This window comes from Phenylobacterium sp. (genome assembly GCF_036495085.1).
In the GTDB taxonomy this organism is placed as follows: Bacteria; Pseudomonadota; Alphaproteobacteria; order Caulobacterales; family Caulobacteraceae; genus Phenylobacterium.
Genome location: NZ_DASXNL010000045.1, coordinates 1 through 11578, shown reverse-complemented (window position 1 = coordinate 11578; position 11578 = coordinate 1). Strand labels below are relative to the sequence as shown.

Annotated in this window: 15 protein-coding genes; 9 read left to right on the top strand and 6 right to left on the bottom strand. The window is 65.2% G+C overall.

Annotation, left to right across the window (positions count from 1 at the left end; all coding sequences use genetic code 11):
* On the bottom strand, positions 1-248 hold a 248-nt coding region (locus tag VGI62_RS06390), incomplete at its 3' end, for a TetR/AcrR family transcriptional regulator (protein ID WP_331503568.1).
* 94 nt (positions 249-342) lie between these two features.
* Here VGI62_RS06390 and VGI62_RS06385 point away from each other — a divergent pair.
* The 4 genes from VGI62_RS06385 to VGI62_RS06370 all read left to right on the top strand — a co-directional run bounded on the left by VGI62_RS06385 (position 343) and on the right by VGI62_RS06370 (position 2957).
* A complete protein-coding gene (locus tag VGI62_RS06385) occupies positions 343-1131 on the top strand; it encodes a crotonase/enoyl-CoA hydratase family protein (protein ID WP_331503567.1) in 789 nt (262 codons plus the stop codon).
* Between the two features lie 64 nt (positions 1132-1195).
* Positions 1196-1789 carry a 2-hydroxychromene-2-carboxylate isomerase gene (locus VGI62_RS06380; RefSeq protein ID WP_331503566.1) on the top strand — a complete coding sequence of 198 codons (594 nt, stop codon included), beginning with the start codon at positions 1196-1198 and terminating at the stop codon, positions 1787-1789.
* Entirely contained in the window at positions 1786-2481 is a 696-nt protein-coding gene (locus VGI62_RS06375) for an SDR family NAD(P)-dependent oxidoreductase (RefSeq protein WP_331503565.1), read from the top strand. Before VGI62_RS06380 ends, VGI62_RS06375 begins: the two co-directional genes overlap by 4 nt.
* 5 nt (positions 2482-2486) lie before the next feature.
* On the top strand, positions 2487-2957 hold the full coding sequence (locus tag VGI62_RS06370) for a PaaI family thioesterase (protein WP_331503569.1): 471 nt from the start codon (positions 2487-2489) through the stop codon (positions 2955-2957).
* A gap of 84 nt (positions 2958-3041) precedes the next feature.
* Here the strand turns inward: VGI62_RS06370 and VGI62_RS06365 are convergent, their stop codons facing one another.
* From VGI62_RS06365 to VGI62_RS06355, 3 genes are all read right to left on the bottom strand, one after another.
* On the bottom strand, positions 3042-3359 hold the full coding sequence (locus VGI62_RS06365) for a type II toxin-antitoxin system RelE/ParE family toxin (RefSeq protein WP_331503564.1): 318 nt from the start codon (positions 3357-3359) through the stop codon (positions 3042-3044).
* On the bottom strand, positions 3359-3589 hold the full coding sequence (locus VGI62_RS06360) for a type II toxin-antitoxin system ParD family antitoxin (protein ID WP_331503563.1): 231 nt from the start codon (positions 3587-3589) through the stop codon (positions 3359-3361). The genes VGI62_RS06365 and VGI62_RS06360 overlap by 1 nt, the downstream gene beginning before the upstream one ends.
* A gap of 247 nt (positions 3590-3836) precedes the next feature.
* Entirely contained in the window at positions 3837-4841 is a 1005-nt protein-coding gene (locus tag VGI62_RS06355) for a hypothetical protein (RefSeq protein ID WP_331503562.1), read from the bottom strand.
* A 247-nt stretch (positions 4842-5088) separates the two neighbouring features.
* Here VGI62_RS06355 and VGI62_RS06350 point away from each other — a divergent pair, with 247 nt between their 5' ends.
* Genes VGI62_RS06350 through VGI62_RS06335 form a run of 4 tightly spaced genes read left to right on the top strand, consistent with a single transcriptional unit; the run spans position 5089 to position 7715 of the window.
* Complete coding sequence (locus tag VGI62_RS06350) at positions 5089-5496, top strand: MarR family winged helix-turn-helix transcriptional regulator (protein WP_331503561.1); 408 nt, start codon at positions 5089-5091, stop codon at positions 5494-5496.
* 44 nt (positions 5497-5540) lie between these two features.
* Positions 5541-6107, top strand: coding sequence for an isochorismatase family protein (locus VGI62_RS06345; RefSeq protein ID WP_331503560.1), 567 nt, complete (start codon positions 5541-5543; stop codon positions 6105-6107).
* A 1-nt stretch (position 6108) separates the two neighbouring features.
* Positions 6109-6438 carry a hypothetical protein gene (locus VGI62_RS06340; protein ID WP_331503559.1) on the top strand — a complete coding sequence of 110 codons (330 nt, stop codon included), beginning with the start codon at positions 6109-6111 and terminating at the stop codon, positions 6436-6438.
* Positions 6435-7715 carry an MFS transporter gene (locus tag VGI62_RS06335; protein WP_331503558.1) on the top strand — a complete coding sequence of 427 codons (1281 nt, stop codon included), beginning with the start codon at positions 6435-6437 and terminating at the stop codon, positions 7713-7715. The genes VGI62_RS06340 and VGI62_RS06335 overlap by 4 nt, the downstream gene beginning before the upstream one ends.
* 239 nt (positions 7716-7954) lie before the next feature.
* Here VGI62_RS06335 and VGI62_RS06330 read toward each other — a convergent pair whose 3' ends face one another.
* On the bottom strand, positions 7955-8569 hold the full coding sequence (locus VGI62_RS06330) for a DnaJ domain-containing protein (protein WP_331503557.1): 615 nt from the start codon (positions 8567-8569) through the stop codon (positions 7955-7957).
* A gap of 720 nt (positions 8570-9289) precedes the next feature.
* On the opposite strand from VGI62_RS06330, the gene VGI62_RS06325 reads away from it, so the two are divergent.
* Positions 9290-10057 carry a sterol desaturase family protein gene (locus VGI62_RS06325; protein WP_331503556.1) on the top strand — a complete coding sequence of 256 codons (768 nt, stop codon included), beginning with the start codon at positions 9290-9292 and terminating at the stop codon, positions 10055-10057.
* A 204-nt stretch (positions 10058-10261) separates the two neighbouring features.
* Here the strand turns inward: VGI62_RS06325 and VGI62_RS06320 are convergent.
* Positions 10262-11578, bottom strand: a 1317-nt coding sequence (locus VGI62_RS06320) for a hypothetical protein (protein WP_331503555.1), incomplete at its 5' end; no start/stop codon positions are given.

Sequence of the window (11578 nt, the reverse complement as noted above, 5' to 3'; positions counted from 1 at the left end):
CGCGGCGGTACGCCGGGCGCCTGTGCTCCCGCCTTCGCCTCTCCCTCCAGCAACGCCCGTTCGAGGGCTGAAGCCAGCAACGCTTCGCGGCTCTCGAAGTGTCCATAGAACCCACCGTGGGTCAGCCCGACGCTCTTCATGAGCGTCCCGACGCTGACCGACTCCAGTCCGTTCTGGCGGATCTGGCGCGCCGCCTCGGCGAGGATGCGCTCCCGACTCTTCGCCTTCTCGGCTTGCGAGTGACCCATCTTGCGATCCTCCCGGTTGACATCAAGATTATATCCATCATTCTCCTGAATGACAAACATCATGCTGATGATTGCTGCGAGGAGAACGCCGACGATGGAAACCTCGACCCCCGCTGGGCGGGTGCGCAGCGAACGTCATGGGCGCATCCTCAAGATCGTTATCGACAATGCGGCGAAAAAGAACGCGTTCGTACCGGCGATGATGGCTCAACTCGCCGCGGCGATGACCGAGCTGGACCGCGATCCCGAGCTCTGGGTCGGCGTGCTCTGCGCGGCGGGCGACGACTTCACCTCCGGCCTCGACATGCCGAAATTCTTCGGCCCCGGCGCCACGCCGACCCCGATCCCCGACGACCACATCGACCCGTTCGGGATGCGCAACCATTGCCGCAAGCCCGTCGTCACCGCCGTGCAGGGAATCTGCTTCACGGTCGGCATCGAGATCGCCCTGGCCGGCGACATCGTCGTGGCCGCTGAGGGAACCCGCTTCTGCCAGATGGAGGCCAAGCGCGGCATCGCGCCACTGGGCGGCGCGCACTTCCGCTTCATCACCCGCGCCGGCTGGGGCAACGCCATGTACCACCTGATGCTCTGTGACGAGTTCGGCGCCGACGAGGCGTGGCGCATCGGCTTAGTGCAGGAAGTCACGCCCGCGGGGCGCCAGATCGAGCGGGCGATGGAGATCGCCGGCCTGATCGCGGCGAACGCGCCGCTTGGCATCCAGGTCACGAAGGAAGCCGGCCGCAAATTCATTGAAGCCGGCGAGCGCGCCGCCATCGACGCCGTCCCCGCGATCCGCGGACGGGTGATGGGCACCGAGGATGCAGCCGAGGGCATCCGCTCGTTTGTGGAGCGCAGGGCGGCCGTTTTCCAGGGGCGCTAGCCCGCCGCCCACCCCCACCCGGGCCGGCCGCTCGCCGGCTCTTTGAATGTCCCGAGGAGCTACGATGACCCAGCCGATTGAGTTCTTCTACGACTTCCGCAGCCCCTACAGCTATCTCGCCTTCACCCAGCTTCGGCAGATGGACGTCGCCGTCGCCCTGAAGCCGATGAAGATTCTCGCGGTGATGGAGAAGGTCGGCAACGTGCCGACCACGATCACCTGCGCCGTGAAAGGGCGCTACGCCCGAGCCGACCTCGGCCGCTGGGCGCAGCGCTACGGCATCGCGTTCAACCCGTCGGACATGCGCGCCAACGACGGCGAGGCCTGTTCTCGCGCCGTGTTGTCGGCCGCCACGCCGCAAGAGGCCGAGGACATCACCATGGCGCTCTACCAAGCGATCTGGAGCGAAGGGAAGACGCTGGCGAATTCGGCCGACGTCGTCGCCGCTCTCTCGGCGCGCGGGATCGAGGCGAGCGGCATCGCCGCCCGGATCGACAGCCCCGAGGTCGTGGCCAAGCTCGAGGCCAACACCGACGAAGCAGCCGAGCGGGGCGTCTTCGGCTCGCCGACCATCTTCGTCGGCGAGGCGATGTTCTTCGGGAACGACCGCCTCGATTTCGTGCGCGAGGAACTCTCACGCCTGGAGGACGCGGCATGAACGCGACCAAACCGCTGGCGCTGGTCACCGGGGTCGGACCCGGCACGGGCGCGGCCGTGGCTCGCCGCTTCGCCGAAGGCGGCTATCGCGTCGCCATGCTGGCCCGCGACGCCGACCGGCTCGCGGCGCTGGCGCACGAGATCCCGGACTCGATCGCCGCCCCTTGCGACGTGGCCGACGCCTCGGCGCTGGAACGCGTCGTCGCCGACGTCGGCAATCCGCAAGTTGTCGTCCACAACGCGGTCGGCGGGGCGTTCGGCACGTTCTCCCAGATCGAAGCGGAGACGCTACGGCGCAACTTCGAGATCAACACCATGGCGCTGTTCAATCTCGCGCGGCTGACAACGCCGGCGATGGTGGCCGCCGGGGAAGGCGCCGTGATTGTCACCGGCAACACGTCGGCCACCCGGGGACGTGCGGCGTTCGCGGGCTTCGCGCCGACCAAGGCGGCCCAGCGCATTCTGGCCGAGTCCCTGGCGCGCGACCTCGGGCCGAAGGGCGTGCACGTCGCCTACCTCATTATCGACGCGGTGATCGACGTGCCCTGGCAGCGCCAACGCCTGCCAGACGCCAAGGATGACATCTTCACCTCTCCCGCGTCGATCGCCGCCGAGGTCTTCCATCTCGCGCACCAGCCCCGCGACGCTTGGTCGTTCCTCGCCGAGGTGCGCCCGTTCCACGAGCCGTGGTGAGCGGCATGGAGGAAGCCGCCGCAGGACCGTTGGACGGATTGGGGCAGCTCCAGGCCAAGCTGAGCGGCGGCCTGGGCGCGCCGATCGGCCAGACGCTGAACTTCGATCTCGTCGAGGTCGAACGCGGGCGCGCGGTGTTCGAAGGCCAGCCGGATCGGACCGTCTACAACCCCCTTGGCGCCGTGCACGGCGGTTACGCTGCAGCGCTGCTCGACAGCGCCTGCGGGATCGCCACTCAGTCCACCCTGGGGCCCGGCCGCAGCCACACGACGCTGGAACTCAAGGTGTCTTACTTGCGCCCGCTCAGCGAAGACAGCGGCTTGGTACGCGCCGTGGGCCGGGTAACCTCCGTCGGCAGGCGCGTGGCCTTCGCCGAGGCGACGCTTCATGACGAAGCCGGACGGCTCTGCGCCACCGCCAGTTCGACCCTGCTCGTCTTCGATCTGGAGCCGCGCACCGGCAGCGCGCGCGGTTGAGGGATCGGCCATGACGAAGACTTTCGCCACGGGTCGCGGTGCCGAGAGCCGGCTGCACAAGTCCCGGTGCTTCGTTGGTCGCGTTCACGGTTCCTGTAACCACGCCGGAAGGTCGCGGGCTGCGTTGAGGACTCGCCAGACATCGATCTGGTCATTGCCGTCGAGGTAGAAGATCAGGAACGGAAATTTCGGGGTCTGCCGGGCGCGGAGCCCTGGCAAGGCCAGTTCATGAGCATGCCTCGGCGAGCCTGCTGCCGGGTGAGCCCGGATCGCGCGGAACGTAGCTTCGACCGCGTCGATAAACCGGATGGCTACGGCTTCGCCCGCCTCGGCCAGGTAGAAGTCGACCCCCTCCTCGATGTCGCGTTGCGCCAGCTCCCGCAGAATGAGCGGCTTGGGCACTAGCTCGCGCGCTGACGGCGCACTCGGCCACGCAGACCTTCGAAATACGCTTCGTCGGCCGGACCGGCGGGCTTCGACCGAGCACCTTCCAGGAGAAGGGATCGCAGGCTTTGCCGGTCCTGGTCGCGGCGGATGAGTTCGCGCACGTATTCGCTGCTCGTGCCGTAACCACGACCACTGACCTGCTCATCCACAAAGGTCTTGAGCGACTCGGGCAGCGAAATGTTCATCGTGCTCATGGACCGCAACGTAGGTGTTTGGCAAAATTTGGCAAGACCTCTAACGCGTACAAAATCTGCGCACGCGTATTCGCGCAGATTTCACGTTTGTTCCCAGTTCTGTACGCCAGTTATGCTGGCTGCAAGGCAAAGGAATTGAGTTCCGGCGGTCTAAGGCAGGGACTGCGACCCTGACGGCCAGCCCACCCCTTGCGCTCGGTCGGCCATCACCGGGCGCGCTCCGGAGTGTGCGCTCCGCCTATTTTCCCTTGGCGACGCCGTCGATGGTCTTGCCTTCCAGGCGCCGCGCCGCTCCCAGGATGTTGGGTAAGCCATAGTTGCCCTCATGGCAGGTGTACTCGTACATCGGGCCCTTGGCCTTCAGGAACGGCATCTCGGCGCGCCAGGTCTGGGTGTAGAGGGTCGGGTCGGTGACCGCGAATTCGTAGAGTAGCTCCGTCGGACTAACCCGAGTGAACTTTTCGACGACGGTGGCCGCCGGCGAGAGCTTCAGTCGGTCATAGCGGGAGAGGCCCGCGGCGCAGAAATTTGTGTTCTCGATCACCAGGGTCTCGCCCTCCCAGCGGCCGATGGCGTCGCCCATCCAGGAGGTGACCGCCGGCGGGGCGTGACGCACGTCGCCCAGCCGCACGATGTGCGCATCGTGGTATTTCTCGATGAACATCGCCACGTGGTTGGGCGTCTGCACGATCTGCATGTAGTTGCCGTCGGGGCTCGGCAGGTTGGGCGGATAACCGCCCTCGGACGCCACGCAGCGTTCAGTGACGCCGCGTTCCTCTGGATTGTCGAGGCTCCTCGGCGGGCGGTCCTTCGTGTCCCTGTCGTAGTGGAAGCGCTTCTTGGTTTCCTCGTTAAACGGGAGTTGTCCGTCCGGCGGGTCGACGATCCAGGATGTGCGGATCTCGCCACGCACGCGCGCCAGGCCATTGCCGGTCTCCCAGGCTTCGGAGTCCTTCTGACCAAGGGGATCGACATCGTTCGGGTCAAACGTCCCGAGGCGGGCATAGATCGCTTCGGCCTCGCGGGCTTCTTCGGGCGAGATGACGAGGCTCTTGAACTGGGGCGGGCGTTCGATGTCGGTGTAGGAGGCATTGGTCCAGAGGCCCTGCAGGTCGGGCGCCCCAAAGCGTGTGCGCGGTGCGCGGTAGACGCGCGCCTGGCCGATTGTGGGAATGAGCAAGACTGCCGCGGCGGAGAATATGAACGACCGCCGGCTCGCCCAGCCTGATCCAGGTTTCTTCACGCCTTCGCCCCCCGCATGCGCCGAGGAGGGTAGTCATGTTCTTCGAACGGGGAAACGTCCGCTGTGCGATGCGCCGACCTTCCACTGCGATGCGGCTCTCCTTTGTCGCCTTTGGAAGCTGAGACGAGAGAGCCGCCTGATCAGCAGGTAAACTGTAAAGTTCATCTTTACAGTTTACCTGTATATATGCGATGCACGTGCCATGGCAGTTTCGTCAGATCCGTCGCTAACCGCACGCGCGTCGACCTTGGCGGCCGAACTCCGGGCCCTGGTTGGCAAGCTGAAGCGCCGGCTGCGCGAGCAGGCGGACGTCGGAGACCTGACGCCGTCCCAGGTCTCGGTGCTGCTTCGCCTCGAAAAGGAGGGTCCGGCGACCACGTCGAGCCTCGCGCGCGCGGAAGGCATGCGCCCCCAGTCCATGGCCACGGTCGTCGCGGCGCTCAATTCCGCGGGGCTGGTGATCGGCGCGCCGGATCCGAACGACGGGCGACGGATCCTGCTGTCGCTCACGGACGCCTGTCGCCAATGGGTCCAGGAGGGGCGCGCGGCACGGCAGGATTGGCTGTCGAGAAGTCTCCTGGCGCAGCTTTCCACCGACGAAATGGACGTCCTCGCCAAAGCCGCCGGACTGCTGAACCGGCTCGTCGAGGACTGAACGGCCCGAACTTGGTGAAATCACCTGTCTAAGGAGGACTTCCCATGGCGCTTACGACCCTCGACCCGAAGACCGCTCTGCTGGTCGTCGACCTCCAGAAGGGCATTGTGGGCTCGCCGCTGACCCATCCCATCGGCGAGGTGGTGAAACGGGCCCGCGCGCTGATCGACGCTTTCCGTGAGCACGTCCTGCCGGTGGTGCTGATCAACGTCGCCGGTGGCGCGCCCGGCCGCACAGAGCAGCCGCGGCGTTTCAGCGGCGCTTTTCCCGAGGGCTTCACCGACTTCATCCCCGATCTCGACCGACAGCCGCACGACATCGTCGTAACCAAACGGACCTGGGGCGCCTTCGCCAGCACCGACCTCGAAGAGCGTCTCAAGGCGGAAGGCGTGACCCAGGTCGTCGTTATCGGCGTCGCCACGGGGACGGGCGTCGAGTCGACGGCGCGCCAGGCCTATGAGCAGGGCTTCAACGTCACCCTGGCGATCGACGCCATGACCGACATGCGTCCCGAGGCCCACGACTACAGCATCAGGAACGTCTTCCCGCGGCTCGGGGAGACAGGAACCAGCCAGGAGATCATAGACCTCCTGCAGACGAGGAGCGCCTGACATGCCGTGGCTTCACCTCGTGGCCTATTTCTTCGGCGGCGCGTTCCTGGCCAACGCCGTTCCCCATCTCGTCAGCGGCATGATGGGGCGCCCGTTCCAGAGCCCGTTCGCCAAGCCGCCGGGGCAAGGTCTTTCCTCCTCGACCGTCAACGTGCTCTGGGGCTTCTTCAATCTCGTCGCCGGTTACCTCCTTGTCTGCCGGGTAGGGGACTTCGAGTTGCGTGACGTCCTGGATGTCGCGGCCTTGGGCCTTGGCCTGTTGCTCCTCGCCGTCTTCTCGGCGCGGCACTTCGGCCGCTTCCACGGCGGCAACGCGCCGCACCGGTCTTGAGGATATCGCGCTCGAGGACCCAGGGCGGCGGCGTCTTCCGTTCGCTGAGGAACCCTAACTATCGTCTCTGGACCGCGGGCGCGCTCGTCTCGAATGTCGGGACGTGGATGCAGCGCATGGCCCAGGACTGGCTCGTGCTCACCCAGCTGACCAACCACAGCGCCTCGGCCGTGGGCATGGTTATGGCGCTCCAGTTCGGGCCGCAGCTTCTCCTGCTGCCGTGGACCGGCTTCGCCGCCGACCATCTCAACCAGCGCAGGCTTCTGATCGCGACCCAGGCGGCGATGGGCGCCTTGGCCCTGATCCTGGGCGGCCTCACGGTCGCCGGCGTCGTTCAACTCTGGCAGGTCTATGTCCTCGCCTTTCTTCAGGGCTGCGCCGCCGCGTTCGATGCCCCCGTGCGACAGACCTTCGTGGCCGAGCTGGTCGGCGACGAGGACCTGCCGAACGCTGTCGCGCTCAACTCGACCTCGTTCAACGCCGCGCGGCTGGTCGGGCCGGCCGTCGCGGGCCTGACCATCGCTGCGATCGGCACGGGCTGGGCTTTCGTGATCAACGGGCTCTCGTTCGTCGCGGTGCTGATCTCGCTTGCCCTGCTGCGGGTCTCCGAGCTGCGCCCCAACGCGCGGGCGAGGCGGGCCAAGGGAAGCTTCCTGGAAGGCTTCCGCTATGTGTGGGGCCGCCCGGACCTCAGGACGATCCTGGTCATGCTTTTCCTGATCGGGACGTTCGGCCTGAACTTCCCGATCTTCATCTCGACCATGGCGGTTCGGGTCTTCCATGCGGACGCGCGCGGGTTCGGTCTCCTTTCGTCGATTATGGCCATCGGCTCGATGTCAGGCGCGTTGATCGCCGCCGGCCGCGACAAGATCGGGTTCGGCTCGCTCCTGCTCGGCGCGGGCGTCTTCGGCGTTGGCTGCGCGCTCGGCGCGTTTGCGCCGAACTATTGGCTCTTCGCCGGCGCGCTCGTGGTGATCGGCGCGGCCGCCTTGACCTTCGCCAACGCCACCAACAGCCTGATGCAGCTTACGACCGAGCCATCCATGCGCGGGCGCGTGATGGCGCTTCGCATCGGCGTCGCGCTGGGGGGCACGCCGGTCGGCGCGCCCATTGTCGGATGGGTCGCCGACACATTCGGTCCCCGCTGGGCGCTCGGCGTTGGGGCGGCGTCTGGTTTCGCCGCCGCCCTGGTGGCCGCCGGCTTCCTCCTTCGGCCCTCCAGTCACCCTGAAGCCGGCAGGGGCGATGGAGCGGTCCGAAGCAGCGAGCCCACATAGAGGCTGCAGAGAGTCAGGACCGCTCATCGCGACGGCCGATGTTCACTGCGGCTGGCGGCAGAAGGCGGGCGTCCCCACCGGCCGGCTTGCGTCATCCAGTCGCGCAAAGATCGCTCCGCCAGGGTCCCCGTGTCAGTGGGTTGGACGCGCGCCAGCAGGGCTGCGCGGATGGCCATCCGTCAGCCCACCCGGAACTCCGGCGGAAACCAGGCGCGGCGCATGCTGTACAATGTCAGCTTTCAACTTTGGTCAACGATGAGTTTTCGGCCGCCTTCACCTTGGGATATGAGAGCTGCGCGATCCACGCCAGCTACAGTTATGGATAGTAGGCCGTCTTCTCCTGTGGAGATCCAACCTTTTTCTTTCAGATACCAAATATGAAATTCAAGATGCTCATGCGGGCATCCTGATAAATACTCCAGCTCGGCGTTTCCAATTCCAGGCCGTCTGATGTTTCTTCGACGCTGGAAATATAGCATCGTAAGAAGATTATTTTGAATTGAGATGTCTTTATCAACTCCAATGTTGTCTATAAATTGTTCGTCTTCGTTAAATATATTCTCGTTCTCGCTGTCTTCTTCGGCGTCCGAACCGTCCAAATCTTCATCGAATGAATGAGATGGAGGCGGGAGATGATCCCTGTTTTCGTCATGATATTTGGCGCGCTTGAATTCATCTTTGAGTACTTCATAAGCGGCCAGGACTAAATCAAACTTGGAGCGATCTCCTGTGGTTTGATTATCGGGGTGATATCGACTGGCGAGGTATCGAAATTTGCGGGCTATTGTCCTTGGACTGGCGTTCGGGCCCAGCTCCAGGATCTGATAATAACTGATGAAGCTCTTTGCGTTCATTGACGCACCCCAATTGGCCCACGCCCGCATTATGGACGCCGCAAGCTAGACCGTTGCGGGGGCGGCCGCCATCGTCAACCCACGCTCGTTAGCGAGGAACAAGCGGAAGCGTTAGCGTACGCAGATAAAGGGGTCGCCAGACGCCTTGCGTTAGGGGTCGACGCCCAGCGATCGGCACGAGGACCCCGTGGGCCGCGCCGCACATCAAGGCGCCGGCGGGCGCGCGGGAGGTAATCGGCGCTGGGTCACGGGCATCATGAACGGGACTGCGCGCGTTTGGCTGAGCGAGCTGACCATTTCAGGGCCGGCGGCCGTTTTTCGCGCATCGCGATCGGCGTCTACGATCCCAGCAAGCGCCCATCCATACGGTGAGCGGTTCGGGGATACTGAGGGGCTACATCGCAGCTCGCCTGGGCGAATGCGCGAAAATCGCCTCCGGAGTGAACAGTGCTGGCAGCACGAATAACAAAGATATGCTAACCCATTATCAACTAACGACGTTCCTCGTCGAGATGACGGGCTCCGTCGTCGTGCTCTTCGGCGCCGGCGTCGTCTGGCTTCTGCGTCGGGCCTAGGCGATCCCGAAGCGAACAGGGCCGAGACGATCGCCGCGATCTTCCGCGGAGGCAGCTCCGAGGGTGCGCTTGGATTGTTCCAAGAGGATGATTGATGGGCCCCCGTAAGCATCCCGAAACCCGCGCGGGTTAGGACTCGAACCACATGTTTCTGAACCTGTTGACCCTCGGTGTCCTGTCCCTTCTCGAGGGGAGGTTTCCCGCGCGCCGGGACCCTGGGCAGCGGCCGCTCAACATGGCGATCTGGTTGGTGAACTTTGCATCCGCATCCGCGGCGCCGCTGGTGATGGGCGCAGTGGTAGCGTTCTCCCGCCGCACAGGCCTTCCCGCCTTCCCAGTCGACGCTTGGCCGCCGGTCCTGGCGGCCGCAGCCTACATCGTCGCGATGGACCTCGGGGAGTGCCTGTTCCACCGGGCGCAACATGCGATCCCGGTGCTTTGGCGGATGCACTCGCTGCACCACTCCGATCCCTGCATGAACGCCTCGACGACGGTCCGCCACTTCTGGGGCGATGTCCTGATCAAGGCCCTGACCATCTGGCCCGTCGCCGCAATCGCGTTTCGGCCGACACCTTCAACGTTGGCCGTCTATGTGTTGATCTCGTTGTACCACTACTTCTCGCACGCCAACCTGGCAGTTAACTACGGGCGCTGGAGCTGGGTGCTGAATTCGCCAGCCTATCACCGCATCCACCATTCACGCGAACCTCAGCATTATGGCGTCAACTTCGCAGGACTATTCCCAATTTTCGATGTGATCCTCGGGAGTTACCAGGTTCCCGACGTTACGCCGCAGACGGGGCTGGACGAGACGCCCCGCGGCCTGTTCCAGGCCCTCGCCTGGCCGGCCCGCTCGACACCAGGCCGAAGCGCTGCACAAGGCGTAGGAGCTGCTCTGAAGGCTCCTAGCTGAGTGCCAACGATTATCCGGCGAATGCACGTCGACCCTGCCCTGGTCGACGACAATGGCGTCGCGTTCGCAACCGCCCTCGTACGTAACGACCCCCTCCTGCCAACCGTCCGTTGGGCTGGCCGTGGGAGAGTTCGAATCCGAGCGCCCGAGGAACCCCCCAGCCAATCGCATTCGATTCAACCAACCCCGGAACCGCCATTATCCTCAGCTCGGCGAGGCCTCGCAGGCCTGGCGAGCGCCATAGGCGACGGGCGTCTCCCCCTTTAGAAACCAGACTGACACCGGGCCGGATGCGGCCACCGGCCGGTAATGGGACGCCAGATAGCGGTCGAGCAGGAATACCCTGCTGGACACGGAGCTGCCGTTGGGTTCGGAGGCGCCCTCGTCGGTCGCGTCTCGCACCACAAGCCGCACGTGCCGGCGCTCAAGCTCGCCGATCATGTCGGTCTGGATGTCGGATCGGGTCTGCATTCCCGGGTCGAACTGATGCCAATGAGTGGCGGGCGGCCGGGCGGCCGCGAAATACAGCCCTATGGGATTAATGAAGACCTTGTCGTGGCGGTTTAGGGCCACCAGGATTGGTTCTCCTGGCTGCGTGTGGCGCGCAATAAATGTCGCCACCCGTGGGTAATCTGATCCTAGCCGGGCAAGCCCTGAGGCGGGTCCTTGCTCGCAGGATCCGCCTGCGGCCGGCGACCCCTCGCCTGGGACGAGGAGCCAGCCCGCCACTGTTCGGGTGGGATCCTGCACATCCAGGCGGAGCTCGTGAGCCATAGACCTCGCAGCCGGCTCGGCGGCCAACAGCACCAACACGGCGGCGGCGATCTTCAGCGGAGCTCCGCGCCGTCCCCAGTCCTCGACCAGGATGGCCAAGACGATCAGTGAGGACACGATCGCAAGCGTCATGTGCACTGGGCTGACCCGCACCATGCCCTTGAGAAACAGCATGCCGGCCGTCGCTGTGAACGCGAGGAGATAGGGAACAGAGTCGTTGCTCAAGGACGCCGCAGTGGCGTGCGTTGAGCGCCCGCGGGGGCGTAGCGCCAAGGCCGCCATGGCCAGCCCGACGGCGAGGACCGGAAGATAGACCGCCACGTCCCCAGCGTTCTTGCGCATGTCGCGCAGGCCCGGAAAAGGTAGGCCGCGCATAGCCCGGTAGTACTTCAGCGAGTAGTCAACGATGTCGTTGGCGAACGGCCTCACCGGCGAGACGATCAAGAAGGTCAGGGCGGCAGGCAGGAACACTGCGGCCGTGCCCGCCACATAGGCCACCAACGCCGCCAGAACGCGTCGACTTCGCGCCTCGGCGGTCGAACGCGCGACCAAGACCACAATGGTGGCGAGGTTGGCGATCAGCAGGAAAAAGCCCACGTCATAGCGGATGAGGGCGGTCACGCCGGCGCAGGCGCCGGCCGCGATCGCCTGCCAGGAGATTGACGGCCGCTCCGCCGCGCTGCTCGTCAGATGGGTCGCGACCAGCGCGAGCAGCAGGCACGGGAAGACGGGATAGAGGTAGTAGCC

What these genes read in the sequence shown, in the direction of transcription:
- VGI62_RS06385 (WP_331503567.1), top strand. Translation starts at nt 343, where the DNA reads ATGGAAACCTCGACCCCCGCTGGGCGGGTGCGCAGCGAACGTCATGGG.
- VGI62_RS06380 (WP_331503566.1), top strand. Translation starts at nt 1,196, where the DNA reads ATGACCCAGCCGATTGAGTTCTTCTACGACTTCCGCAGCCCCTACAGC.
- VGI62_RS06375 (WP_331503565.1), top strand. Translation starts at nt 1,786, where the DNA reads ATGAACGCGACCAAACCGCTGGCGCTGGTCACCGGGGTCGGACCCGGC.
- VGI62_RS06370 (WP_331503569.1), top strand. Translation starts at nt 2,487, where the DNA reads ATGGAGGAAGCCGCCGCAGGACCGTTGGACGGATTGGGGCAGCTCCAG.
- VGI62_RS06360 (WP_331503563.1), bottom strand. Translation starts at nt 3,589, where the DNA reads ATGAACATTTCGCTGCCCGAGTCGCTCAAGACCTTTGTGGATGAGCAG.
- VGI62_RS06345 (WP_331503560.1), top strand. Translation starts at nt 5,541, where the DNA reads ATGGCGCTTACGACCCTCGACCCGAAGACCGCTCTGCTGGTCGTCGAC.
- VGI62_RS06340 (WP_331503559.1), top strand. Translation starts at nt 6,109, where the DNA reads ATGCCGTGGCTTCACCTCGTGGCCTATTTCTTCGGCGGCGCGTTCCTG.
- VGI62_RS06330 (WP_331503557.1), bottom strand. Translation starts at nt 8,569, where the DNA reads ATGAACGCAAAGAGCTTCATCAGTTATTATCAGATCCTGGAGCTGGGC.
- VGI62_RS06325 (WP_331503556.1), top strand. Translation starts at nt 9,290, where the DNA reads ATGTTTCTGAACCTGTTGACCCTCGGTGTCCTGTCCCTTCTCGAGGGG.